This window comes from Cellulomonas sp. plas2 (genome assembly GCF_057221735.1).
Genome location: NZ_CM170155.1, coordinates 349,011 through 373,082, shown reverse-complemented (window position 1 = coordinate 373,082; position 24,072 = coordinate 349,011). Strand labels below are relative to the sequence as shown.

Annotated in this window: 18 protein-coding genes; 13 read left to right on the top strand and 5 right to left on the bottom strand. The window is 75.3% G+C overall.

What is annotated here, in order from left to right:
- Positions 1–25 precede the first annotated feature (25 nt).
- A complete protein-coding gene (locus AC2TDM_RS01650) occupies positions 26–508 on the bottom strand; it encodes a hypothetical protein (RefSeq protein ID WP_090034522.1) in 483 nt (160 codons plus the stop codon).
- A gap of 245 nt (positions 509–753) precedes the next feature.
- Here AC2TDM_RS01650 and AC2TDM_RS01645 point away from each other — a divergent pair, with 245 nt between their 5' ends.
- Entirely contained in the window at positions 754–1,599 is an 846-nt protein-coding gene (locus AC2TDM_RS01645) for a DUF2382 domain-containing protein (protein ID WP_484635633.1), read from the top strand.
- Positions 1,600–1,810: 211 nt separating this feature from the next.
- Positions 1,811–2,590 carry a mechanosensitive ion channel family protein gene (locus tag AC2TDM_RS01640; RefSeq protein WP_090034519.1) on the top strand — a complete coding sequence of 260 codons (780 nt, stop codon included), beginning with the start codon at positions 1,811–1,813 and terminating at the stop codon, positions 2,588–2,590.
- 85 nt (positions 2,591–2,675) lie between these two features.
- On the opposite strand, the gene AC2TDM_RS01635 is transcribed toward AC2TDM_RS01640, so the two are convergent.
- Positions 2,676–3,416 carry a TetR/AcrR family transcriptional regulator gene (locus AC2TDM_RS01635; RefSeq protein ID WP_090034517.1) on the bottom strand — a complete coding sequence of 247 codons (741 nt, stop codon included), beginning with the start codon at positions 3,414–3,416 and terminating at the stop codon, positions 2,676–2,678.
- A gap of 225 nt (positions 3,417–3,641) precedes the next feature.
- Between AC2TDM_RS01635 and AC2TDM_RS01630 the strand changes: the two genes are divergently transcribed.
- From AC2TDM_RS01630 to AC2TDM_RS01610, 5 genes are all read left to right on the top strand, one after another.
- Positions 3,642–5,567 (top strand): glycerophosphodiester phosphodiesterase, encoded by a 1,926-nt coding sequence (locus tag AC2TDM_RS01630; RefSeq protein WP_484635632.1) that lies wholly within the window; start codon positions 3,642–3,644, stop codon positions 5,565–5,567.
- Positions 5,568–5,742: 175 nt separating this feature from the next.
- The gene (locus AC2TDM_RS01625; RefSeq protein WP_484635631.1) at positions 5,743–7,254 is read left to right on the top strand and encodes a C2 family cysteine protease; all 1,512 of its coding nucleotides are present in this window, start codon (positions 5,743–5,745) and stop codon (positions 7,252–7,254) included.
- A gap of 79 nt (positions 7,255–7,333) precedes the next feature.
- Positions 7,334–8,890, top strand: coding sequence for a DUF3375 domain-containing protein (locus tag AC2TDM_RS01620; RefSeq protein WP_484635630.1), 1,557 nt, complete (start codon positions 7,334–7,336; stop codon positions 8,888–8,890).
- Complete coding sequence (locus tag AC2TDM_RS01615) at positions 8,883–9,704, top strand: DUF4194 domain-containing protein (RefSeq protein WP_484635629.1); 822 nt, start codon at positions 8,883–8,885, stop codon at positions 9,702–9,704. The genes AC2TDM_RS01620 and AC2TDM_RS01615 overlap by 8 nt, the downstream gene beginning before the upstream one ends.
- Positions 9,701–13,060: an ATP-binding protein gene (locus AC2TDM_RS01610; RefSeq protein WP_484635628.1), complete on the top strand. Its 3,360-nt coding sequence runs from the start codon at positions 9,701–9,703 to the stop codon at positions 13,058–13,060. The genes AC2TDM_RS01615 and AC2TDM_RS01610 overlap by 4 nt, the downstream gene beginning before the upstream one ends.
- A 2-nt stretch (positions 13,061–13,062) precedes the next feature.
- Here AC2TDM_RS01610 and AC2TDM_RS01605 read toward each other — a convergent pair whose 3' ends face one another.
- Complete coding sequence (locus AC2TDM_RS01605; RefSeq protein WP_239078991.1) at positions 13,063–13,368, bottom strand: type II toxin-antitoxin system Phd/YefM family antitoxin; 306 nt, start codon at positions 13,366–13,368, stop codon at positions 13,063–13,065.
- A gap of 121 nt (positions 13,369–13,489) precedes the next feature.
- On the opposite strand from AC2TDM_RS01605, the gene AC2TDM_RS01600 reads away from it, so the two are divergent.
- Positions 13,490–14,440, top strand: a complete 951-nt coding sequence (locus tag AC2TDM_RS01600) for an ABC transporter ATP-binding protein (RefSeq protein ID WP_090034503.1) — start codon at positions 13,490–13,492, stop codon at positions 14,438–14,440.
- Positions 14,437–15,432, top strand: a complete 996-nt coding sequence (locus AC2TDM_RS01595) for a hypothetical protein (protein WP_484635627.1) — start codon at positions 14,437–14,439, stop codon at positions 15,430–15,432. The genes AC2TDM_RS01600 and AC2TDM_RS01595 overlap by 4 nt, the downstream gene beginning before the upstream one ends.
- A gap of 9 nt (positions 15,433–15,441) precedes the next feature.
- Here the strand turns inward: AC2TDM_RS01595 and AC2TDM_RS01590 are convergent, their stop codons facing one another.
- Both AC2TDM_RS01590 and AC2TDM_RS01585 read right to left on the bottom strand, forming a co-directional pair.
- The gene (locus AC2TDM_RS01590) at positions 15,442–16,233 is read right to left on the bottom strand and encodes a GntR family transcriptional regulator (RefSeq protein ID WP_484635626.1); all 792 of its coding nucleotides are present in this window, start codon (positions 16,231–16,233) and stop codon (positions 15,442–15,444) included.
- Positions 16,234–16,278: 45 nt separating this feature from the next.
- Positions 16,279–17,634, bottom strand: a complete 1,356-nt coding sequence (locus AC2TDM_RS01585) for an aspartate aminotransferase family protein (protein WP_484635625.1) — start codon at positions 17,632–17,634, stop codon at positions 16,279–16,281.
- 348 nt (positions 17,635–17,982) lie between these two features.
- On the opposite strand from AC2TDM_RS01585, the gene AC2TDM_RS01580 reads away from it, so the two are divergent.
- The 4 genes from AC2TDM_RS01580 to AC2TDM_RS01565 all read left to right on the top strand — a co-directional run bounded on the left by AC2TDM_RS01580 (position 17,983) and on the right by AC2TDM_RS01565 (position 24,047).
- Positions 17,983–19,044 (top strand): phosphotransferase enzyme family protein, encoded by a 1,062-nt coding sequence (locus tag AC2TDM_RS01580; protein WP_484635624.1) that lies wholly within the window; start codon positions 17,983–17,985, stop codon positions 19,042–19,044.
- Between the two features lie 61 nt (positions 19,045–19,105).
- Complete coding sequence (gene eat / locus AC2TDM_RS01575; protein ID WP_484635623.1) at positions 19,106–20,560, top strand: ethanolamine permease; 1,455 nt, start codon at positions 19,106–19,108, stop codon at positions 20,558–20,560.
- Between the two features lie 263 nt (positions 20,561–20,823).
- Positions 20,824–22,575 carry a hypothetical protein gene (locus AC2TDM_RS01570; RefSeq protein ID WP_484635622.1) on the top strand — a complete coding sequence of 584 codons (1,752 nt, stop codon included), beginning with the start codon at positions 20,824–20,826 and terminating at the stop codon, positions 22,573–22,575.
- Entirely contained in the window at positions 22,572–24,047 is a 1,476-nt protein-coding gene (locus tag AC2TDM_RS01565; RefSeq protein WP_090034491.1) for a hypothetical protein, read from the top strand. The genes AC2TDM_RS01570 and AC2TDM_RS01565 overlap by 4 nt, the downstream gene beginning before the upstream one ends.
- The last annotated feature ends 25 nt before the right edge of the window (positions 24,048–24,072 follow it).

Below are 24,072 nucleotides of genomic sequence, written 5' to 3'. Positions count from 1 at the left end.
TCACCCGCCCGGCGGACGGGGCGCGTCAGCGGGTGTCGCCGCCCGCGGCCCAGGACGGGGGCGGTGGCGGTGCAGCCGGGGGTGCGGCCGGAGGTGGCGTCGACGAGCCCGTCGCGGGCGGTGCCCCCTGCGGACCGCCGGGCGGCGGGGGCACGTGCGCGCCGGGCGCCGCGTGCGCACCGGGCGGCGGCGGGTAGGCGCCGGGTGCCGGCGGGTACGCGCCCGGTGCCGGCGGTGGGGTCGTCCGCAGGGCGAACGAGGGGATCGCGCCCCGCTGCTCCGCCTCGCGCAGCGCGGCGAGGACCCGCTCGCGCTCGGCCGTGTCGACCGGGCGACCGGCGGCCTCGAGGTAGGCGAGGACGCCGAGGTCGCGGAACAGCGTGTCGACGTTCGCCCCGCCCAGCCCGAACCCGCCACCCGGTCCGCCGAGCCCCGAGCTCGCCAGCGCCGTGTCGGCCTTGGCCGCCAGGTCCGTGGCGGCGGCCTTCGCCTTGTCCAGGAATCCCATGCCCGCTCCCTCCGGTGCCGACGCCGGCCAGTCCCCGCCACCGCCGTCGGCCTCGCGGTGGTGACGGGGAGAGCCTGGCAGCCCGCGGGTGCCGGTGCCTAGCACCTGCGGGCGACGACGGGCGGCCCGTCCTCGACACCCGCCGCTCGCGTCCGGATGCGGCACCCGAGAGACGCCTTTACGTTGTAAGTCGGCGGGCCCGCCCGGGCACCGCCTCGTCAGCAGCGACAGAGAGCGAGCGACGCATGATCGACACCAGTGAGATCCAGGCCCTCATGACGTCCGGCGCGACGGTCGTCGGCAGCGACGGGGACAAGATCGGCAAGCTGGGCCAGGTCTTCCTGGACGACCAGACCGGCGAGCCCCAGTGGATCACCGTCTCGACGGGCTTCTTCGGCACCAGCGAGTCCTTCATCCCGCTGGACCAGGCCAACGTCAGCGGCGACCAGATCGTCGTGCCGTTCGACAAGGACAAGGTCAAGGGCGCGCCGCGCATCGACGCGGACGGCCACCTGTCCGAGGCCGAGGAGGACGAGCTCTACACGTACTACGGCGTCGGCGGCACCTCGGCCGGCTACGCCGCGACCGGCGACGCCACGTACGCCACCGGCACCGCGGACGCCGCCGGCACCACGGACGCCGCCGGCACCGTCGGCCACGACACCAGCGGCCCGACGACGGACGACGCCATGACCCGCTCGGAGGAGCGTCTGAACGTGGGCACCGAGCGCGTCGCCACCGGTCGCGCCCGCCTCCGCAAGTACATCGTCACGGAGAACCAGACCGTCACGGTGCCCGTGACGCGCGAGGAGGTCCGCCTGGAGCGCGAGCCGATCACCGACGCCAACGTCGGCGACGCGCTCGCCGGCCCGGACCTGTCGGAGGAGGAGCACGAGGTCGTCCTCACCGAGGAGCGTGCCGTCGTGACCAAGGAGACCGTCCCGGTCGAGCGCGTCCGCCTCGACAAGGACGTCGTCACCGACACCGAGACGGTGAACGAGACCACGCGCAAGGAGCGCATCGAGCTCGAGGGCGACGTCACGTCGGCCACGGACGGCCGTGCTGACGGCACGGGCACCCGCGGGATCTGACCCTGACCGGTCCGGCCGTCGCCAGGACGGCCGTCGACCACCAGGAGCACGACGGGCGGAGGGCGGGGCGCGCACGACGCGCCCCGCCCTCCGCCCGTTCCGGTTGCGGGCCTGACTTACGCCGTAAGGCTGTCATCCGTCGGTCCCTCGGGCCGACGCCGGGGCGCGCACCGACGCCGCACCGGCGAGGTCCGAACCAGGAGAACAACCCATCCGCGACGCCCTCGAGGACGCCCTGGCGACGGTGGCGGTCTTCGTCCCGAAGCTCGTCGCCTTCCTCGTCATCCTCGTCATCGGCCTGATCGTCGCGAAGCTCATCTCGAAGGCGCTCGACAAGGTCCTCGACCGCGTCGGGTTCGACCGCCTCGTCGAGCGCGGCGGCGTGAAGAAGGCCCTGGCGCAGAGCAAGTACGACGCGTCCGACGTCGTCGCCAAGATCGTGTACTACGCGCTCGTGCTCGTCGTCCTGCAGGCCGCGTTCGGCGTCTTCGGCCGCAACCCCATCGGCGACCTGCTCGCCAGCATCATCGCGTTCCTGCCGAAGCTCGTCGTGGCGATCGTCATCGTCGTCGTGGCCGCCGCGATCGCCACGGCCGTCCGCGAGCTCATCGTCGGCACCCTCGGCGCCCTGTCCTACGGCAAGGTCCTCGCCAACATCGCCGCGGTGTTCGTGCTCGGCCTGGGCATCATCGCCGCGCTCAACCAGGTCGGCATCGCCACGACCGTCACGACGCCGGTGCTCGTCGCCGTGCTGGCGACGGTCGGCGGGATCCTCGTCGTCGGCGTCGGCGGCGGGCTGGTCAAGCCCATGCAGTCCCGGTGGGAGGCCTACCTGACCAAGGCGGAGGCCGAGGCCCCGAAGGCCAAGCGCCAGGCGGAGGCCGCCCCGTCCGTCCGCGACCAGGCCGCCGGCCTCGCCGCGAGCGCGCAGGGCACGACGGGCACGACCGGCACCACCGGCGCCACGGCCCGCTCGCCGCGCCTGCCCTGACCCGTCGCGGCGCCGCACGGCGCCGACCGGTCCGCCCCGCAGCCCCTCCTCGACGGACCCGTCCGTCGGGCGAGGGGCTGCGGCGCTACTGGCTGACGAGCAGGTCGAGGCGGTCGAGGAGGCTCTCCAGCGCCACCTCGAACTCCTCGTCGTCGTGGTTCTGCGACAGCAGCTCCCGCAGCCGTTCGGTCTGCGGGTAGTCGCGCAGGTCGGTGTCGTCCTGGGGGACGTCGGCGTCCCCCTCGTCGAGGGGCTCCTCCACCGGCGCGGTGCTCGCGCCGCGCGAGGCCGCCTCGAGCAGCAGGTGGCCGAGCAGGAAGCTCGAGAACGCGCGGTAGGCGGCGACGGCTGCCTCGTCGGAGAACCCGCGCGAGGTCAGGGCGCCGAGGAAGTCCTCGACGACGTCGAGGCTCCGCAGCGGGGGCCGCAGCCACGGCGCGGCCGGGTGCCGGGTGGCGACGAGCGGGAAGGCGTTCGGGTGGTCGTGGGCCAGCGCCCGCACCCCGTGCGCGAGCCACTGCAGGTAGCCCTGCCAGCCGTCCGCCGGCGCCAGCTCGTCCGCGGGGTCCAGGCGCAGGCGGCCGACGAGGTGGTCGACCACGGCCTCGAGCAGGTCCTCCCGGCCGTTGACGTACCGGTACAACGACATGGCCTCGACGCCGAGCGACTGACCGAGGCTGCGCATGGTGAGACCCGGCAGGCCCTGGGCGTCGATGTAGGCGATCGCTGCCTCGACGACGACCGGCCGGCTGAGGGGGGCGCGATCCGTCGTGCGTGCGGGGAGACGGGACCTCGAGGGCGCCCCGTCCGGCGTCGTCCGTGCCATGCCCGCCCCTTCCCGCACCGCCGTCGCGGCGCCGTGCCAGTCTGCCGCCGCACCGGCTGCGCGGCGACCGCCGGACGGTGGACGCGGCTCAGCCGTGCCGGGAGGCGAGCGATCGTCGCCGCGGCGCCGACCGCTCGCCGGGAACCGTTCTCCGGCACGTCCCAGCCCGTTCACCAGCGCTTCCTAGCGTCGGGGCCCTCCCCACCCCCGCACCCAGGAGGACCTGTGCCCGCCCCCGGTCGTACCCGCACCGCCCCTGCCGCAGCCGCCGCCGCGCTCGTCGCCGGCGTCGTCGCCGTGCCCCTCCTCGCCCCGTCCGCGGCCGCCGCGCCCGCCGCGCCGGCCGCCGCCGCACCCGCCGCCCCCGCGCTCGTCGCCTCGGCCGCCGTCGGCGAGGTCGCCTACGCCCAGGACTTCGACGACGTGGCCGACGGCGCCCTGCCCGCCGGGTGGCGCGCGGCCGCCGGGAGCTGGGCCGTGCAGGACGGCCGCCTCGTCGGGCAGCCCGGGAGCATCACGCGCATCACCTTCGGGCCGCACCTGGAGAACTACCGGCTCGAGGCGACGGTCCGGTTCGACGCCGTCAGCAACGCCACGCGGTGGCTGGCGGCGGTGCTCGACATCCCCGCGTCCGGTGCCGTGCCGTGGTCGCAGGCCGCCATGCGCACGACGACGACCGCCGGCAACGGCATCGAGCTCGCGCAGCGGACCGCCGCGAACACCTGGGACGTGCCGTTCACGACGCCCGCCCCCCGCGACGCCGGGGTCGGCCGCGACGTCCGCATCGCCGTCGAGGTGCAGGGCGGCCGCGCGACCTGGCTCTACGAGGGGCAGGAGGTGCTCAGCGGCCGCATCGCCCGGAGCGCCGACGGCGTGCTCGGGTTCTCGGCGGACGGCGCGCGCGTGAGCATCGACGACGTGGTCGTCACCGAGATCGCGCCGTGGACGCCCGTGCTCGACGGCGACGAGCTGCCGGTGACGGTGGCGCACCGCGGGTACTCCTCCGTGACGCCCGAGAACACCTTGGCCGCGTACGAGGCGGCGGTGCGCTCCGGCGCCGACTACGTCGAGATCGACGTGCAGACGGACGCCGACGGCGTGCCCTCCGTCGTGCACGACAACACCGTCGACCGCACCACCGACGGCACGGGCGACCTGTCGACGTTGCCCACCCGGACGGTCGAGGGCCTCGACGCCGGCTCCTGGTTCAGCCCGGCCTTCGTCGACGAGCCGCTGCCCACGCTGGCCGAGACCCTCGCGCTCGGCGCCCGCGGGACGACCCCGATGCTCCTGGAGATCAAGGGCCCGGAGACGCAGGCGCAGGTCGAGCGCATCGTCGACGTCGTCCTCGCCTCCGCCATGGCCGACCGCGTTGTCGTCCAGTCCTTCGACACGAGCATCCTGCGCTGGGTGAAGGCGTACGCGCCGCAGCTGACCACGGGCTACCTGGGGAACGTCGCGGCCGACCCCGTGGCGCACGCCCGCGAGCTGGGCGTCGGGCTGTACAACCCGTCCGCGGCCTCGCTCGCCACGCGGCTCGACGCCGTCGAGGCGCTCAACGCCGCCGGCATCGGCGTCTTCGTCTGGACCGTCGACTCCGCCGCCCAGTGGCGGCGGTTCGCCGAGGCGGGCGTGGACGGCGTGATCACGAACCGCCCCGGCGCATTCGTCGGCTGGAAGTCGGCCGTCGCGCAGGAGCAGCCGGAGCCGGCCCCGGCCGACGAGCCGACCGTCACCGTGCTCGCTCCCACCGCCGCCGCCCGCGTCGAGCGGGGCGAGGACGTCGTCCTGGCCGCCGCGGCGACGGACGCCGACGAGGTGACGTTGACCCTCGACGGCGAGCCCGTCGCCAACGGTGCCTCCGTGCCGGCCGCCGACCTCGCGTTCGGCGAGCACGTGCTCGTCGCGCGCGCCACGGGTGCCGGCGGGACGGCGGAGGCCACGACGACCTTCTCCGTGACGGTCACGGCCGAGGGCCTGCGCGGCAGGCTCGCGGCCCTGCCGGTCACCACCGGGCAGCTGCAGCAGCTGCTGACGGCGCTGGACGCCCGGGACTGGGCCGGCCTCACCGACCGCGTCACGCGCCTCGTGCCCGACGAGGCCCTGCGTGCGGAGCTCGTCGGCCAGGTGGAGGTGCTCGCCGCGGGCTGAGCCGCTCCCGTCGGCCTCGTCGGACGCCCGTCCCGGCACCCCGGGGGCGGGCGTCCGTCGTGCCGGCGACGTGCCGGGTGACGTATCAGGCGACGTAACAGGTATCAGGCGAGCACCGCCGTGCTCCTCCTGGTCACCGGCACCGACAGCGGTGCCCCGACCGAGAGGCAGCACCATGACCACCACCGCACCGCGCCGGTCCACGGCCGCCGCCGCCCGCCACGCCCCGGCCCGCGACCGCGACCGCGACCCTGACCCTGACCCTGACCGCCAGGACACCGGGACCGCGCCCTTCGTCACCGCACGCAACCCCTACGCCCTCACCGAGCTCGTGCTCGGCCACCCCGTCGACTGGGCGGCCGTGACCGACCCGCTCGGCCTCGTCGAGGACACGCTGCTCACCCCGCGCGAGCAGCTGTTCGACCCCCGCTGGGGCTCGCCCGTCTACCTCGGCTTCGGGCTCGGGGAGCGCGACGAGGTCGTCCCCGTCGAGCTCCCGCACGGAGGGAAGCCCGTCGAGCCCGAGTCCGAGGACGCTTCCCGCCTGCCCGACGAGCTGCGCACGCTCGCCGACCTGCGCGCGGTCCTCGGCGACCTCGACGCGGTCACGCTGCGCGCCGCGCGGCCCACGCGGGCCGGCGGCTGGACCGTCGAGGTGGCCCCCGCGGGGTCGCCCGTCAGCAGGCTCGTCGACACCGTGGTGGACCGGTCCGTGCTGGAGCGGCTGCTGCGGCTCGTCGTGCTCGACACGGGCTGGACACCGGCCGGCGCCGAGTGGCGGGACACGGGCCGCTTCTTCGACGAGGCGGCCGAGTTCTCCGACCCGGTCCAGGGCGGCCTCGGCGACTGCTGGCTCATCGCCGCGATGTCGTCGGTGGCGTGGGCGCTGCCCGGGCGGATCGCCGACGCGGCCCGGGCGACGGGCGTCCCGAACGACCGCTTCACCCACCGCTTCGAGTACCGCGACCCCGCCGACGGCTCCCAGCGGGTCTTCGAGGCGTCCGACGAGACCCTCGTCTGGTCCGGCACGACGAGCCCGCTGTACGCCCGCAGCGCCGAGCCCGGCGAGATCTGGCCGGGCGTCGTCGAGAAGGCCTTCGCGCAGTGGCGGCAGGGGACGACGCACGACCACCCGGACCTCACCGTCCTCAACGGCGGCGACCCGGTGTGGGCCAGCGCGGCCCTGTCCGGGCGGACGCCGCAGTACACGTGGCACGCCGGCACGACGGCCGCCGCGCTGCGCACGCTCGTCAAGAGCCACTGCCGGTCCTACCGGACGGTCGACCCCATGACCGCGTGGACCTACGGTACGGCCCCCGACGGGCTCAGCTACGCGGACGCGACCATCGTCGGCAGTCACGCGTACTCCGTCCTCGGCTGGACCACGGGGACCGTCCTGCGCCGGGCGTTCGACCGGCTGCTGGCCCACTCGTCGTCGCCCGCCCGCCTGGCGTTCGAGCCCCAGGCCGCCGCGCTGCTCGACCTGCGCCTGCTCACCCGCGACTACGTGATCCTGCGCAACCCGTGGGGCAGCACGGAGGCGACGGTCGGTGCGCGGCACGGGGCGATCACCGTGCGCGACGAGGGGTTCTGGCGCTCGATCGACCTCGACGTCGTCGACGGGGTCTTCGCGATCGACTTCCCGACGTACCAGCAGTACTTCGCGGGGACGGGGGTGGCGGTCTGACGTCTCGCCCGGCGGGGGTCCCGGACGCCGCCCGAGGTGGGCACGGGTGGGCACGGCGCCCGCGTACGCTCCTCCCCCGATGAGCACAGCGACGGTGGAGGGCGCCTACGAGGGGGCGCTCCGGGCGTTCCGGAACCCCCTGCTGGGTCTCCTGCACGGGTCGTCAGCACCCTTCGTCGTCACGGTGCTGGCGCTCGTCTTCACCGCCCAGCGCCCGCAGGTGCCGGTGGCCGAGGTGCACGCGGAGATCGACGCGGCCCTGGCGCGGCTGCGCGCCGCCGGGTACGGCGAGGACGGCACGGCCCCGCTGCCCGGCGGCGTCGCCCGGGACCTCTGCCGCGGCTGGGTGCGCGCCGGCTGGCTGACCCGCCAGGCGCACGAGGGCGTGGAGGTCTACCAGGTCTCGGCGCACGGGGTGGCGGCGCTCGAGGTCGCCGGGCGCGTCGGCGGCGTGCGGACGCGCGTCTCGCAGTCGCGCGTCCGCACGCTGCTCGACGCCGTCGAGGGGCTCGCGCAGGACGCCGACCCCGACGTCATGACCCGCATCGCCCGGCTCGACGCGGAGATCCGCGAGCGCCAGGAGGAGGTCCGCCGGCTCGAGCGTACGGGCGCCGTCGAGCCCGTCCCCGACGACCGCCTGCTCGAGGAGGCGGAGAACGTCCTGCACCTCGCGCGCGAGCTCCCGGCGGACTTCGCCCGCGTCGTCGAGACGATCGTGCAGGTGCAGCGCGACGTGGTGACCGACCTGCGGCAGGACGTGCGGCCCACCGGCGAGGTGCTGCGCGAGTACCTCCAGCGCGGACGCGACCTCATGGAGTCCACGCGCGAGGGCCGGGCGTTCGCCGGGGCGCTGGCGCTCATCGGGCGCGCGGAGCACATCGACGCGCTCGCCGCGCACCTGCGCACGATCCTCGGGCACCCCTTCGCGGCCGGCCTCACGGCGTCCCAGCGGCGCGAGCTGCGGGACGTCGCGCGCCGGATCGAGCAGGGCGTGCGCGACGTGCTGGAGGCGCAGCAGCGGGCCTCGCACGTCATCACCACCCAGATCCGCACGCACGACCCGCTGCGCGACCGCGAGGTCGACGCCCTGCTGCGCGAGGCGATGGCCGGGCTGCAGCGGTGGATGCCCACGTCGCGGCGCCGGGAGCCGGTCACGCCGGTGCGACGCATGCCGGTCGCGGATGTCGCCCACCTGCGGCAGCGCACCGACGACCTGCGCCCCGCCGCTCCCCCGGCGCCGCTGGAGCCCGTGGTCGTCGGCGACGTGCCCGACGACGACGCCCGCGCGTGGGGCGGGCCGCACTACGTCGAGCTGGAGCGGCACGTGGCGGGGCTCGTCGCCGGCACGTCGGACCGCGTCCCGGTCGCCGAGGCGTTCACAGCCGCCCCGGAGGGCCTGCGTCGCCCCGTCGACCTGCTGGGGCTGCTGGAGATCGCGCACCGGCACGGCATGGTGGAGAGCGACGAGGTCGTCACCGTCGAGGCGGTCCGGCCGGACGGCACGCGCCGGCGGTTCGCGTTCGGCGCGGTGGCGCTGGCCGGTCCGGGCGCCGCGTCCGGGGGCGACGACGAGCACGACGGCGACGACGAGAACGGCGACGACGAGGGCGCAGGGGACGAGGGACGCCATGACTGACACCACGGACGTCGACGACGCGACCGGCGGCGTGGCCGACGACCTCGACACGGTGGACGACCGCCTGACCGACGTGGACGGGTTCATCGAGCCCGTCGCCATGGAGGACGACGCCGCCGAGCTCTTCGCCGGCGACCGCGGCACGCTCGAGCCCGAGGTGCGGCGCGTGCTGGTCCGGCTGCTGCAGCGCCGGTTCCTCACCGCCGAGCGCAGCCCCGCCCAGTGGCGCACGCTGCTCGCGCACCAGTCGGTGCTGGAGTCCCGGCTGCACGACCTGTTCGTGCGCCTCGTCGTCGACCACGACCGCGGGATCGCGTGGAAGGAGCAGGTGCGCTCCGGGGAGCTCGACGTGCCGATCCTCCTGCGCGACGAGGCGTACACCCGCGCCGAGACGCTCGTGCTCGTCCACCTGCGCTCGGTGCACCAGCACGAGGCCGCGTCCGGCGGCACCGCCGCCCGCGTCGACCTCGAGGAGGTCGAGCAGGGGGTGCTCACGTACTTCGACCTGCGCGACGGGGACGTCTCGCGCGCCCAGCGCGAGATCCGCGACGCGGTGACCCGCCTCGCCGCGGAGGGCCTGCTCGACGAGGAGTCGACCGGCCGCTACCGCATCACGCCGCTGGTCGAGGTCGCGCTGGACAACGCCCGCCTCGTCGAGCTGACGCGGTGGCTGGCGGAGCGGACCGCGGCGCGGGAGGCCAGCCCCTCGTCGCCGGGGACGGACGCGCACGACGAGGACCTGCCCGACGAGGACGCGCTCGACGAGGACCTGCCTGACGAGGACGCGAGCGACGAGGGGGAGCCGCAGCCGTGACGATGATCGAGACGCTGTGGGGTCTCGTCCCCGAGCGGTCCACCGGCCAGCAGTGGGTGGCCGAGAGCCTGCAGCTCGTCAACTGGGGCGGGTACCACGGCCACCACCGCGTGCGCTTCTCCCCCGGTGCCACGCTGTTCAGCGGCGGGTCGGGGTCGGGCAAGTCCACGCTGATGGACGCGTCGATCGCGCTGCTCATGCCGCACACGACCCCGTTCAACGGGGCGTCCAACGGCGGCGTCACGGGCAAGCCGCGCGGCAAGGAGCAGCGCAACATCCTGTCCTACGCGCGCGGCAAGCTCGACGAGACGCGGGTCGACGGGCGCACGGAGGTCCGCGTGCTGCGCGGCGACCGCGAGGACACCTGGTCGGCGGTCGCGATGACGTGGCGGGACCAGGCGGGTGCGGCCTTCACGGCGGTCCGCGCCTGGTACGTGCCGGCCTCGGCGCGCACGCTCGAGCACGTCGTCGCCGTGCGGGCCACGTGCGAGGGCCCCTACGACCTCACCGCGCTGGAGGAGGCGGCCGCGCACCGGCTGGACCGCCGCCTCGTCGCCCGCACGGGCCTGACGTGCCTCGACACCGACCGCGACTACACCGCCCGCCTGCACACGGCGCTCGGCATCGGGGCGGCCGGCGACGGGGCCAAGGCCGTCGCGCTGCTCGGCCGCATCCAGGCCGGCCAGCAGATCACGACGGTCGACGCGCTCTACAAGACGATGGTGCTGGAGGAGCCCACCACGTTCGCCACCGCCGACGCCGCCGTCCAGCAGTTCGACGAGCTGTCGGCCACCCGCGAGCGCATGGTGACCGCGCGGCAGCAGGTCCGGGCGCTGGCGCCGATCCGCGAGCACCGCGCCGCCATCGACGCGGCCCTCGACCGGCTCGCCGTCCTCGACGCGGTCGGCCGCTTCACGGACGCCTCGTCGCCCGCCGCGCTGTGGCTGGCGGGGCAGCGGCTGGACCGGCTGCGCGCCCTGGAGACGGACCTGCAGCGCCGGCACGCCCGATCGGTCGAGGAGGCGGCGGAGCTGGGCGAGCGGGTGGCCGCCGCGCGCAGCGAGCGGGCGGCCGTCCGGGACGTGCTCGCCGCCACCGGCGGGGACCGGCTGCGGCGCGCGCAGGACGAGGTCGACCGGCTCTCGGCGCGGGTCGAGCCGGTGACGGCGGCGCGGGCGCGGCTGGAGCGGCAGCTCGCGGTGCTCGACGAGCCCGTCGCCGACGCGGGGACGTTCGCGGCCCTCGTCGGGCGGGCGCAGGCGGCGCTCGCGGACACCGGCGGGCGTGACGCGCTGCGGGCGCGGTTCGGCGCGGCTGCGGCGGAGCAGGCGCAGGCGAGGGACGCGCTGGCCGCTGCCCGAGCCGAGCGCGACGCGGCCCGCACGCGCAAGGACAGCATCCCGTCCGACCTGCACCGGGCGCGGGCCGCGCTGGCCGAGGCGGCGGGCATGACGCCCGCGGAGCTGCCGTTCGTCGGCGAGCTCGTCGAGGTGCGCACGGAGTTCGAGCCGTGGCGGGCGGCGTTCAACCTGGCGCTGGGCGGGTTCGCGACGGAGCTGCTCGTCGACGCCGCGCGCCTGCGGGCGTTCCGCACGGCCATCGACGCGGTACCCACGGCCCGGCGCATCCGGTTCCGTGGCGTCCCGACGGGCCGCCGCGACGACGTCGTCCTGGCCGACCGCACCCTGCCCGCGCGGCTGGACTACCGGCCCACGCGTTTCACCGGGTGGCTGCAGCAGGAGCTCGCGGACCGGTACGCGCACGTGTGCCTGGACTCGGCGGCGGAGCTCCCGTCGCACACGAAGGCGCTGACCATCTCTGGCCAGACCTCCGACGGTGCCCGCGGCGCGCACGGCGGGCAGGGCGTGGCCAACGTCCTCGGGTTCTCCGGCGCGCGGCGGCTGGGCGAGCTCGAGGAGGCGGTCGTCGCAGCGGAGGCGCGGCTGGCGGCCGCCGTCCGGGCGCTCGACGAGGCCACGCGCGCGCTCGACGCCTGGGAGGGGCGGCAGGCCGCGCTCGCGGCGGTCGTCGAGGTCCGCTGGGACGACGTGGACGTCGATGCCGTGCACGCCGAGCTCGCGCGGTGGACGGCGCTCGTCGTCGAGGCGACGTCTGGCGACCCGGAGGTCGTCCGGCTGCAGGGCCGGCTCGACGTGCTCGAGCGGGACGTCACCGCCCTGACGGAGGCCGCGGGGGTCGCAAAGGCGCAGGCTCGCGCGCTGGAGGAGGCGTGGCAGCGCACGGCCGACGAGGTCGACGGCGCGCAGCGGACCCTCGACGCCGCGGAGGCCGCGGGGACCCAGGTCCGCGCCGAGCACGCCGAGCTCCTCGCCGGCCTCTTCGCCGCCGAGGTCCCGGCCGACGCGACGCCGGAGGAGGCGCGCACCCGCTTCGACGCGGCCGTCGAGGGCGCCGCGGCGCGCCTCCGGGACGAGGTGCGCCAGGCGCAGGAGGTGCTCGGTGCCCGCCGGCGGGACCTCCGCACGGTGTTCGAGACGTTCGGCGAGCGGTGGCCGAACCCCAACCTCGGCACGGACCCGGGCACCTCCTACGACGACCACGAGCGCGTGCTCGCGGACCTCGAGGCCGACGGCCTGCACGAGCTCGAGGCGGAGTGGCGCGACAGCCTCCTGCGGCTGTCCGGCGCGGACCTGACCCAGCTCGACTCCGACATCTCCACGGCGGTCCGGGACATCCGCGACCGCATCGAGCCGGTCAACGAGATCCTCGCCGGGCTCGACTTCGCCGACGAGCACCACACCCTGCGCATCGAGCTGCGGGACACCGCGTCGCCGGTGCGCACGCGCTTCCGCGCCGACCTGCGGGCCGTCCGCACGGCCATCGCGGAGACGCGCACGGACGAGGACCGTCAGCGCGCCTACGCCCGCATGGCGAAGGTCGTCGACCGGATCCGCCGCACGGCCCCCGAGCTGCACGAGCTCATCGACGTGCGCACCCACGTCCGCATCAGCGCGGAGAAGGTCACGCGCAGCGGCGAGCACGTGGCGGTCTACGACCACATCGGCGAGAAGTCCGGCGGGGAGTCGCAGGAGCTCGTCGCGTTCATCGTCGGGGCGGCGCTGCGCTACCAGCTCGGCGACGCGGGGGCCGAGCGCCCGCGGTACGCGCCGGTGTTCCTCGACGAGGCGCTCATCAAGGCCGACGCGCACTTCACGGGCCGCGCCATCGCCGCGTGGCGGGGCCTGGGGTTCCAGCTGATCATCGGCGCGCCGAACGACAAGCACAGCGCCATCGAGCCGCACGTCGACGCGAGCTACGTCGTCCTCAAGGACGCGACGGGCCGCTCCTTCACACGGCTCGTCGTCGGGTTGGAGGCGTCAGGCACCGCGACCTGACGTCAACGGCTGGCGTCCTCCTCCGACGGCGCGGCGAGGCCTCCGCCCGCCTCGAGCTCCGACTTCAGCTCGTCGAGAGACGTGGTGCGGCCCTCGTCGTACGCGAGACGAGCGGCCCTGCCGTCCACGAGCGCGCCCGTGGCGACGAGCTCCACGGACTCCTCGAGGGCTGCCAGATCGTCGACGGAGATCAGCACGGCTTCCGCCACGCCGTGACGTGTGAGGACGACCCGCCCCCGGGTCGCCCGCACCTCGGCGACGAGGTCCCCGAGCCGATCAGCCGCGTCCTCGAGCGGCAACGACCGCATGCGATCCACGACGCGAACCTACCCGGCGCTGGTGACGCTGCCACGCCTTCCGAGAACCGGGCGCCGTCCCGGTCAGGACGGCTAGGTTGACGGCCAGCCGACGACGACAGGAGGCCGCCGCGTGGACGTGACGGAGGGGTTCGCGATCACGACGCGGGGTCTGCGCAAGACCTACCGCGGCCGACGCGGCGTGCACGTCGCGGTCGACGACCTGAACCTGCGGGTGCCGGTCGGCGGGGTGCACGGCTTCCTCGGCCCGAACGGGTCGGGCAAGACGACGACCATCCGCATGCTGCTCGGGCTGGTCCGCGCCGACTCCGGGCACATGCGCCTGTTCGGCCAGACCGTGCCGGACGCGCTGCCGCAGGTGGTCGGGCGCGTCGGCGCGATCGTCGAGAGCCCGACGTTCTTCCCGGCGTTCTCCGGGCGGCTGAACCTGGAGCTGCTGGCCGGGGCCATCGGCGCCCCGCGCACCCGGGTGGACGAGGTGCTCGACGAGGTCGGCCTCCTCGACCGCGCCCGCGACCGGTACAGCGGCTACTCCCTGGGCATGAAGCAGCGCCTGGCCATCGCGGCGACCCTGCTCAAGCAGCCCGACCTGCTCATCTTCGACGAGCCGACCAACGGCCTCGACCCTGCGGGCATCCACGAGATCCGCGGGACGATGCGCGCCCTGGCCGACCAGGGGCGGACCGTCCTCGTCAGCTCGCACATCCTCGCGGAGGTCGAGCAGGTGGCCGACACCGTCTCGATCATCGCGCGCGGGCGGCTGCTGGCGACCGGCCCGCTGGCGGAGGTCGTCGGGCGACGAGGGGCCGCCGCGCGGGTCGTCGTGCCGGACGCGGCGGCGGCGCGGGCGGTGCTCGTCGCCGCCGGGATGCAGGTGGAGCACGACGGCGACGGCCTGCGGGTGCTCGGCGAGGAGGACCCCGGCCGGATCACGTGGGCGCTGGCGCAGGCGGGGATCTTCCTGCAGGCGCTCGTGCCCGAGCGCGCCGGGCTGGAGGAGGCGTTCCTCGCGCTGACGGCGGGGACGGCCTCCGCGTCGGGCGACGAGGGGGTGCCCGCGTGAGCCGGCTGCTGCGGGTCGAGCTGCGGCGGCTGCGCGCGCGGCGGCTGGTGCTCGTCGCACACGTGGGCGTGCTCGTCGTCGTCGGGCTGCTGCTGGCGTCCCTGTGGAGCAGCGTCCAGCCGCTGTCGGCGGCCGAGGTGCGGCAGGCCGAGGAGTTCTACGCCCAGGCCGCCGAGGAGTGGGAACGCACCGGGGAGCAGCAGGTCGCCGACTGCCGCGAGCAGGAGCGGCGGGAGGAGGAGATCACCGGCCGGGACGCGGACTACCACTGCGAGGACCTCGAGCCGCGGCCCGAGTGGTTCCTGCCGACGCCGCCCACCCTCGCCGAGTCGCTGCGCTCGGCGCTCGGCAGCATCGCGCTCGTCCTGGGGCTGGCCGCGCTGGGCATCGGGGCGACCTTCACGGCCGCCGAGCTCAGCACCCGGTCGATGAGCACGTGGCTGACGTTCGAGCCGCGGCGGCTGCGGGTGTACGGCAGCAAGGTCGCGGCGGCGGCGCTGGGGGTGGTGCCGCTGGCCGTGGTGACGACGGCGCTCGTCGTCGGCGGGGTCGTGGCGGTGTACGCGGCTCTCGACGTGCCGACCGCCGGCGGGGCGGCGGACGGGGTGGGGAGCGCGACGGTGCTGCAGGCGCTGCGCGTCGTGGCGCTGACGGCGGTCGCGGCGGCGGGCGGGGCCGCGCTGGGCATCCTGCTGCGGCACACGGCGGCGGTCATGGGGGCGGTGCTGGGCTGGGTCGTGGCGTTCGAGGCGATCCTCGTGACGCAGCTGCCGCACCTGTCGGTGATGTCGCCCCGGGTCAACGCCACGGGCTGGGTGGACGGCGGCACGACGTACTACACGGAGACGTGCACCACCGGCGCCGACGGGACCATCTGCGAGGGCGTGGAGCACGCGATCGGCGCCGGCCAGAGCGCCCTCGTCCTGGGCGTTGGCGTCGCGGCGCTCGTCGTCGTCGCCGCACTCGTCTTCCGCCGGCGCGACGAGGGCTGAGCGGCCGGGTCAGCCGCCGGTGCCGGCCGTCCGGGCCAGCGCGACGTAGCCGACCTTGCGGGTGTGCAGCCGCGTCCGGTCCGCCCGGAACAGGTCGACCGCGTACTCGAGCGGCACACCCGTCCCCGTGCGTGCCACGCGGACCACCCGCACCACGGGCGCGCCGGCCGGGATGCCCAGGTGGCCGGCCTGCTCGTCGTCCGCCTGCACCACGTCGATCGTCTCCTCGGAGACGTCCGGTCCGAGCCCGTAGTGCTCGTGCAGCACGCGGTACAGCGACGTCGACAGGTCGTGCTGCAGCAGCCCGGGCGCCAGGTGCGCGGGCACGACGGACGTCTCCAGCGACCACGGCACGCCGTCCGCGCTGCGGGTGCGGACGACGCGCACGACGTGGGCGCCCGTGCGAGCGCCGCCCCCGTCGTCGTCCAACCGGAGCGCCCGCACCTCGGTCGGCGTCGCCGTCGCCAGCCGTGCGGACAGTACCGCCGTGCCGCACGTCATGCCCTGCCGCCGCAGGATGTCCGGCACGGACTCGGCCGTGTCCACCTGCCGCTCGATCTTGCCGTCGGAGGCGAAGACCCCGCCCTCGCGGCCGATCTTGCGCCGTACGCGCCCCTCGCGCTCGAGGACCTCCAGCGCTCCCCGCAACGCCGAGCGCGGGACGCCGAGCCGCTCGGCCAGCCGGCGCTCGTCGCCGATGCGCTCGGTCGGCCGGTACCCGCCGTCCGCGACGAGGCGCCGCAGCCGCACGACGACGGACGCCACCGCCGGCGACGGCTCCCGCTCGCCCGGGTCCGCCACGGTGACCTCCGCACGCCGGGGCCGCGAGCGCCGCCCGCGCGCCCGTCAGGCCCGCAGGGCCGTGAGGGTGTCGTCGAGGGCGCCGACGAGCCAGTCGATGTCCGCCTCCGCGAACGTGAGGGCGGGACGCAGCTTGAGCACGTTACCGCCGGGACCCGCGACAGAGGTCAGGACGCCGCGCTCGCGCAGCTCGTCGACGACCCGCAGCGCCAGCGCCCGGTCCGGCGTCCGGGTCGCGCGGTCGGTCACCAGCTCCAGCCCGACGAACAGCCCGGCGCCGCGCACGTCGCCCACCGCCTCGTGCCGCGCACCCAGCCCCCGCAGCTCCTCGAGGAGCCGGCCGCCGAGCTTCAGCGCGCGTCCCTGCAGGTCCTCCGCCCGCAGGGTGTCCAGCACCGCCTGCGCCGCCGCGATGGAGACCGGGTTGCCGCCGAAGGTGTTGAAGTACGGGAACCGCTCGGCGAAGGCCGCCAGCACGTCCGGCCGCGCGGCCATGCCCGCCACGGGGATGCCGTTGCCCATGGGCTTGCCCGTGGTCACGACGTCCGCGTCCGGCGTGTGCCGCGCGAAGCCCCAGAACGCCTCGCCCGTCCGCGCGAACCCGGGCTGCACCTCGTCGGCGACGAACAGCCCGCCCGCCGCGTGCACGGCGTCCACGGCCCCCTGCAGCGCCCCGGCGGGACCGGGCTGCACGCCGTCGGAGGAGAAGATGCTGTCGACGAGCAGCGCGGCGACGCCCAGCCCCGCCGCGTCCAGGTCCGCGGCCGCCGCCACGACGTCCGCGACGAAGCGCGCGGCGGCGCCCTCGCCCTCCCGGTACGGGTCCGGGGCGGCGACGAGCCGCACGAAGTCGCCGATCACCACCCCGGACCCCAGCGCCGGCGACACCTGCGCGGTCAGGTCCGTGGCCCCGTGGTAGGCCTCCGTCGTCACGATGACGCCCTGGTGGCCGGTCGCGGCGCGCGCCACCCGGATCGCCAGGTCGTTCGACTCCGAGCCCGTGCACTGGAACATGACGTGCCCGACCCGCTGCCCCTGCGACGGCGTCGGCATCGTCGCCAGCAGGTCCTCCGCGTAGCGCAGGATCGCCTCGTGCAGGTAGCGCGTGTGCGTGTTGAGGACCTGCATCTGCCGGTGGACCGCCTCCACGACGGCCGGGTGGCAGTGCCCCAGCGAGACCACGTTGTTGTAGACGTCCAGGTAGCGGCGGCCGTCGGCGTCCCACACGTGCGACCCCTCACCCCGCACCAGGTGCACGGGGTGGGAGTAGAAGAGGCGGTACGCGGGGCCGAGCAGCTCCGCGCGCCGGCGGGTCATCGCGAGGGTGCGCTCGTCGGCCGCGGTGCCCGGCGCGTCGGGGCGGAACGCGTTGGTGTCCATGATGCTCGACAGCTGTGCCACGGGAGGTCCTCTGTACGGGGGGTGCGCGCGGGTGCGCGGGTGCGCGGTGCGCCTTCTGCCTGAGGGAGCCGCCCGGCCCCTCCCCGCCGGGTGCGCCCGGCGTCGGCACCATCCTGGGCGCGCACGCCCCGCTCGTCGGGCGCGCGCCGTGACGTCGAGGTAACGGGATCCTCCACGGGTGTGAACGGTTCGTTGCCGCGCCCGGTCCCGGTAAAACCTGCGTTGCGGCGGCCCCGCGGGGCTGGACGACGAGCCGCGCGTCCCGCCAGGGTGCGTCCCGAGCCGCCCGCTCCCCTCCCGCAGGACCGTCCCGCCCCCCGGCGGGCGCCAGGACTGTCGAGGAGCACCATGACCGCCACCGCCGCCGAGCCGGCCCCGCCCGTCGGGGCGCCGTCGCTCGCCGCCTTCGACGCGCTGACCAAGGGCGCGCCCGCCCCCTACTGGCTGCACCGCGGCGTCTGCGCCGCCTGGGGCCTGCAGTGCGAGCGCGTCGACGTCACGCTCATCACCGTCTCGGAGAACGCGACGTTCCGCCTCGACCTGGACGGCCGGCCCGTCGGCGTCGTCCGCGTCTCGCAGCCCGGGTACGTCGGCGGGCCGGAGGCCATCGCCTCGGAGTTCGCCTGGCTCGGGTCGCTGCACGACCTCGACGACGTCGACCTCATCGCCCCCGTGCCCACGCAGCGCGGCCCCGTCCACGCCGTCGTGCGCGACGACCGCGGGCACGGCTGGACGGTCGTGTCGACGCGGTTCGTCGAGGGGACGGTGCTCGAGGACCTGGCCGACCCGACGCCGTACTACCGGACCATCGGCCGGTGGAGCGCCGTGTTCCACCAGCACTCGCGCACGTGGCAGCCGCCCTACGGGTTCACGCGCTTCACGTGGGACCTGCCCGACATGGTCGGGCCGACCGCCCGCTGGGGCCGGTGGGAGGACGCCGTCGTCGACCCGGGCCAGCACGCCCTCCTGGCCGGCGCGCAGTCCCGCGCCCTGTCGCTGCTGGCCGACCTCGAGCGCACGCCGGCGACGTGGGGACTCATCCACGCCGACCTCCGGCCCTCCAACATCATGGCCGGGACCGACCACCTCACCGTCATCGACTTCGACGACTGCGGCTGGTCGTACTACCTGTACGACTTCGCCGCGTCGCTGTCCTTCGTCGACGCCGAGCCGTACGCGCCGGCCATGGCGCAGGCCTGGGTGGCCGGCTACCGCGAGGTCGCCCCGCTCACCGCGGCCGACCTGCGGCACGCGGGGGCACTGGCGATGTTGCGCCGCCTGCAGATGCTCGGCTGGACGACGACGCACCGCATCGACGCGCTCCCGCCGGCCCTCCAGGACCAGGTCACCGGCGCGCTGCTCTGCGCCGAGCGCTTCCTCGCCAGCCCCACGTGGCTGCTCGACGCCTGACGCGCGTCCCCTCCTCTCCCCCCGCTCGCACCCGCTCCCCTTCCCCCTCGGAGGACCCCTCATGTCCGCAGTCCTGGACCGCCCGGCGGGCGGCAGCTCGTCGGGCGACTCGCCCGCCGGTGACGACTACTTCGCGCAGCGCTCGCTGCGGAAGGGCGCCGCCGGCTGGGTGCTGCTCGCCGGCCTCGGCATCTCCTTCGTCATCTCCGGCGACTTCTCCGGGTGGAACCTCGGCCTGGCCGTCGGCGGGTGGGGCGGCATGCTCGTCGCCTTCGTCCTCATGGGCGTCATGTACACGTGCCTGTGCCTGGGGCTGGCGGAGATGTCGTCGTCGCTGCCGACCGCGGGCGCGGGCTACGGGTTCGCCCGACGAGCGCTCGGCCGGCTGGGCGGGTACGTCACCGGCGTCGCGATCCTCGTCGAGTACGTGCTGGCGCCCGCGGCCATCGCCGTGTTCATCGGCGGCTACGTCGAGTCGCTCGGGCTCTTCGGGCTCACGTCGAGCTGGCCCGTGTACCTCGCGTGCTTCGCGCTGTTCATCGGGATCCACCTCGTCGGCGTCGGGGAGGCGCTGAAGGCGATGTTCGCCATCACGGCGGTCGCGCTGCTGGCACTGCTGGTGTTCGGCGCGGGCGCGATCGGCGCCTTCGACCCCGACAACCTCTTCGACATCGTGCCCGACGAGGCCGCGGCCGGGTCCTCCGCCTTCCTCCCCTTCGGCTGGGCGGGCGCGCTGGGCGCGCTGGTGTTCGGCATCTGGTTCTTCCTCGCCATCGAGGGCGTGCCGCTGGCCGCGGAGGAGGCGAACGACCCGGCCAAGGACATGCCGCGGGCGATCCTCGGCGCCATGGGCGTGCTGACGTTCACGGGCCTGCTCGTGCTCGTGCTGGTCCCGGGCATCGGCGGCGCCGAGGCGATGGGCTCGTCGGGCTCGCCCCTGCCGGACGCGCTGAACGCCGCGGGGTCGCCCGCCCTGGCGACGGTGCTCAACTACGTCGGCCTCGCCGGGCTCGTCGCCTCGTTCTTCTCCATCGTCTACGCGTACTCGCGCCAGCTGTTCGCGCTGTCGCGGGCCGGGTACCTGCCGCGGTGGATGTCGCGGACGAGCAGCCGCAAGACCCCGGTCTGGGCCCTGCTGGTGCCCGGCGCCATCGGCTTCGTGCTCGCCGCGGTCATCGACAACGGCGACCAGCTCATCAACATCGCCGTCTTCGGCGCGGCCGTGTCCTACGTGCTGCTGAACCTCTCCCACATCGTGCTGCGGATCCGCGAGCCCGAGCTGCCGCGGGCCTACCGGGCACCCGGCGGGGTGGTCACCACCGGCATCGGCCTCGTGCTCTCGCTGGTCGCGGTCGCCGCGACGTTCGTCGTCGACCCGCTGGCCGCCGGGATCACCGCGGGGGTGATGGTGGCGTTCGTCGCCTTCTACCTGCTGTGGTCGCGGCACCACCTCGTCGCCAACGCCCCGGAGGAGGAGTTCGCGATGCTCGCGGGCGCGGAGGCGGAGCTGCGCTGACCCGCAGCTCGTCGTCGGGCAGCACCGGGTGGCGCCCTGGTGCGGAGTGCGCGGCAGGCCCCGGCGTGCCCTGAGCGGCACGCCGGGGCCGAGCGCGGCCGGCACCCCGCTCCGCACCGGGCCGCCACGCACCGGCCGCGGGTGACCGGAGGGCGGCCGCCGCCGAGCCGGTGACCTCGCACGCGCATGTATCAGGGCGGCGCCGCGGCTGCTCCTCCCCGTCAGCACCGGACGGACCGGTGCTGGTGACGACGGAGGACACCATGCCCGGAGACGACCTGCCCGTGACCGGTGCCGTGAGCAAGGCACTGCTCGACGCGCTGGACCAGATGCACGACGCGGTCACCGCGTCGCTCGTCAACCCCGACGGCTCGCCGTCGACCACCGCGGTCTACATGCAGCTGCCCATCGGCCAGCCCGTGGACCCGAAGATGTACGCCTACCCGTGGACCCCGGCGGGCGGCAGCGCCTACGCCGCCGTCAGCAGCACCGGCGTCTTCGCGCCGCCGCCGGTGACGACCGCGCCGACCGGCCCGGAGACCGCGCCGACCCCCGCCGCCCAGGCCGCGGCCGCCGGCCCGGACCCGAGGCTCCAGCTCGCCATCTCCAGCGCGTTCAACACCGCCCGCCGGGTCGACGACATGCTCATGGTCACCGACAACGGCGTCGCGGTCGCGTGGCCGCAGCGCACGGTGAGCATCGAGTACTTCGCGGCGCTCAAGGGCATGCAGGCCGAGCCCATCCCCGAGCCGACGCAGGACGTCAAGGACCGGATCGCCGCCGCGCAGGCGACGCTCTACCTCCAGGACGCCGACGGCAACCTCACGGGCTACACGCCGCTGTACACGCAGTACCGGCGCAACCTCAAGACCCTCGCCGACGCCCGCGCCGCCTTCGCCAACGCCTACTCGCGGGCGATGAGCGACCCCGTGTCCGGCCAGTCGTGGCCCGTGACCAGCGCCTCGCTGCAGGACGCCGTCGACCAGGCCTACAACGACCTCAAGGCGATGGGCGGCCAGAAGATCGAGGACGCGCTGGCGACGCTGCAGTCCATCGGCGGCAACGCGGCGGCCTCGCTCATCGCCAAGGCCAACCAGCTCTACGACGCCTACAGCGTCGGGCTCGGCGGGTCGGTCGCGGTCAAGGTGCCGTGGTCGTACATCGACCCGGTCTCCTGGTGGGACCACACCAACCGCGACTTCGGTGTGCAGCGCGTCGTGACGTCCTCCTCGCACTACGAGGCGTCGTCCGGCCACGGCTCGCACCGCTTCTCGTCGAGCTTCTACCGCAACCGGTCGTCCTCGACGTCGGGCAGCGCCGGGTTCTCGATGTTCGGCTTCGGCGCGAGCGCCAACGCCGGCTACCGGTCCGACTCGCACACGGACGGCTCGTCGGGCGAGGAGAGCTCCTGGAACCACTTCGAGGACAAGAGCTCCACCGCGACGCTCGAGTACGAGTGGTTCGTCGCCAGCATCGAGCGGCCGTGGCTGCTCGGCGACCTCTTCCACATGGACGGCTGGTACCTGACCGGCCAGAAGAAGGGCGCGATCTCCGACGGCACCATCGCGGGCCAGATCGGTGACGTGCCCAAGCTCCTGCCGATGATCCCCAAGGCGTTCGTCGTCGTGCGGAACGTGAAGATCACCTGCGACGACTTCGGCAGCGTGGCGGACGCGTGGGAGCAGGCGTCGTCGTCGAGCAGCGGGTCCACGAGCTCGTCGAGCACGTCCGTCGGCGGGTCGGTGGGCTGGCTCGGGCTCGGCGGCAGCGTCCAGCACCAGAGCTCCGCGTCCGACGGGGCGTTCTCCTCCGGCGCGGACAGCTCCGGCGGCTGGCGGTTCACGCGCAGCGGCTCCGGCGGCACGCTCGAGCTGCTGGGCTCGCAGATCGCGGGGTGGATCGGCCAGATCCAGCCCGAGGCGCCGCGCAAGGACGACCCGAACCTCGCGTCCGACGAGGACGTCCCGGCCGACCCGGTCCCGGCACCCGTGCCGGAGCCGGCCCCGGTGCCGTGAGCGACGAGCTCGTCGCCCTGGGGCAGCAGGTCACCGACGCGATCCTGGCCGCGTACGACCCGGACGGGCACGAGGGCGTCGCCCTGGCGATGCACCCCGGGCAGGCCGTGGCCGACGACCTGGTGCAGGGCGGGCAGGTGAACCCCCTGCGCCTGTCGGAGTGGGTGGCCGACCAGTACGACTACCCCCTCCTGCTGCGCACGGACGACGCGACGAGCGTGCCGGGCACGACGATCGGGTCACGGGCGGCGAAGGGCATGTACGTCACCGCGGCGCGGTACGGCACACCGGCCGTGCCCGCGAACAGCCCGGCGTACAGCCGCATCGCGGACCTCATCGGGTCGGCGCGCATCGCGCTCGGCGGCAACCCGGCGGCGCTGCCCTTCGGAGTGGAGCCCACGGACTTCGCCGTCGCGACGGAGGCGCCGTGGCGCACCTTCGAGACGGCGCTGACCGTCACCGAGAGCACCACGACGACGACCCCCGCCCCGCCCCGGCCCGTCGACCCGGTGCTGTGGAAGATGCGCCGGGTGGACGAGGCGCTGCTGGAGCGGCTGCCGGCGGCCGAGGCCGTCGCGGTGGCCCGGCGCGAGGACGAGCGGGTCCTCGTCGAGCTGCCGCCGCCGGAGCAGGCGGTGCGGACCGTCGACCTCGCGGACGTGCTCGTGCAGCCCGTCGCCGAGCGGGTGCAGCGGACCGGGGGCCTGCGGCTGGAGCAGCTCGGGCGTTTCCGGGCGCTCGCGCCGGAGGTGGCGTCCGTCGTCCCGAAGCGCGTCGCCGTGGCCGACGCCGTCCCGGCCGGGGTGCGCCTGCACGCGCTGGCCGGGCCGGCCCTGGCCCGCTCCGCCGTGACGGCGGCCGCCGTGGGGCGGCTGCGGCTGCACGACGAGGTCGTCGTCGCGGAGCCCGGCCCCGAGCCGGACGAGCGGCCGGTGCGGGGGGTGCTCCTCGACCGGATCCGCCTGCGGGACCGGCTCGCGCACGTCGAGCTCGCCGACGTGCGCGAGCAGCCGACGGTCACGCAGACCACCACGACGGGCACCGAGCTGCGGGTGCGGTTCTCGTTCTGCTCGGTGGTCGTCACGCGGATCGGTCCCACCGGGACCCGCTGGTGGAACGAGGAGCTCCTGGCCGACGAGGACTGGTACGTGCCGGGCCTGCGACGCGGCTCGATGGTCCCCGACGTGCCGGGCGACGAGCAGGGCATGTACCTGCCGCGGCAGCTCGTGCTCGTCAAGGACGTCGAGATCACCGGGACCTGGACGGCGGAGGCGCAGGCGGCCTTCGACCGGGCGGCCGCGTACGTCGGTCCGTTCCTCGTCCAGCCGCCGGCGGCGGTCACCACCGACGGGTCGACGACGCTGACGGTGCAGCTGGTCGGCGAGGGCATCCAGGTCGTCGGGGAGCTGTGCACCCCGCTGCCGGTCCTGCCGCCGAAGGACGACCCGTCGCTCGCGCCGGCGGTGCCCTGACGCCCGACGAGGGACGGCTGCGGCG

Coding starts and splice junctions, on each gene's coding strand:
- AC2TDM_RS01650 (WP_090034522.1), bottom strand. CDS start 508: ATGGGATTCCTGGACAAGGCGAAGGCCGCCGCCACGGACCTGGCGGCC.
- AC2TDM_RS01645 (WP_484635633.1), top strand. CDS start 754: ATGATCGACACCAGTGAGATCCAGGCCCTCATGACGTCCGGCGCGACG.
- AC2TDM_RS01635 (WP_090034517.1), bottom strand. CDS start 3,416: ATGGCACGGACGACGCCGGACGGGGCGCCCTCGAGGTCCCGTCTCCCC.
- AC2TDM_RS01625 (WP_484635631.1), top strand. CDS start 5,743: ATGACCACCACCGCACCGCGCCGGTCCACGGCCGCCGCCGCCCGCCAC.
- AC2TDM_RS01620 (WP_484635630.1), top strand. CDS start 7,334: ATGAGCACAGCGACGGTGGAGGGCGCCTACGAGGGGGCGCTCCGGGCG.
- AC2TDM_RS01615 (WP_484635629.1), top strand. CDS start 8,883: ATGACTGACACCACGGACGTCGACGACGCGACCGGCGGCGTGGCCGAC.
- AC2TDM_RS01605 (WP_239078991.1), bottom strand. CDS start 13,368: ATGCGGTCGTTGCCGCTCGAGGACGCGGCTGATCGGCTCGGGGACCTC.
- AC2TDM_RS01580 (WP_484635624.1), top strand. CDS start 17,983: ATGACCGCCACCGCCGCCGAGCCGGCCCCGCCCGTCGGGGCGCCGTCG.
- eat (WP_484635623.1), top strand. CDS start 19,106: ATGTCCGCAGTCCTGGACCGCCCGGCGGGCGGCAGCTCGTCGGGCGAC.
- AC2TDM_RS01570 (WP_484635622.1), top strand. CDS start 20,824: ATGCCCGGAGACGACCTGCCCGTGACCGGTGCCGTGAGCAAGGCACTG.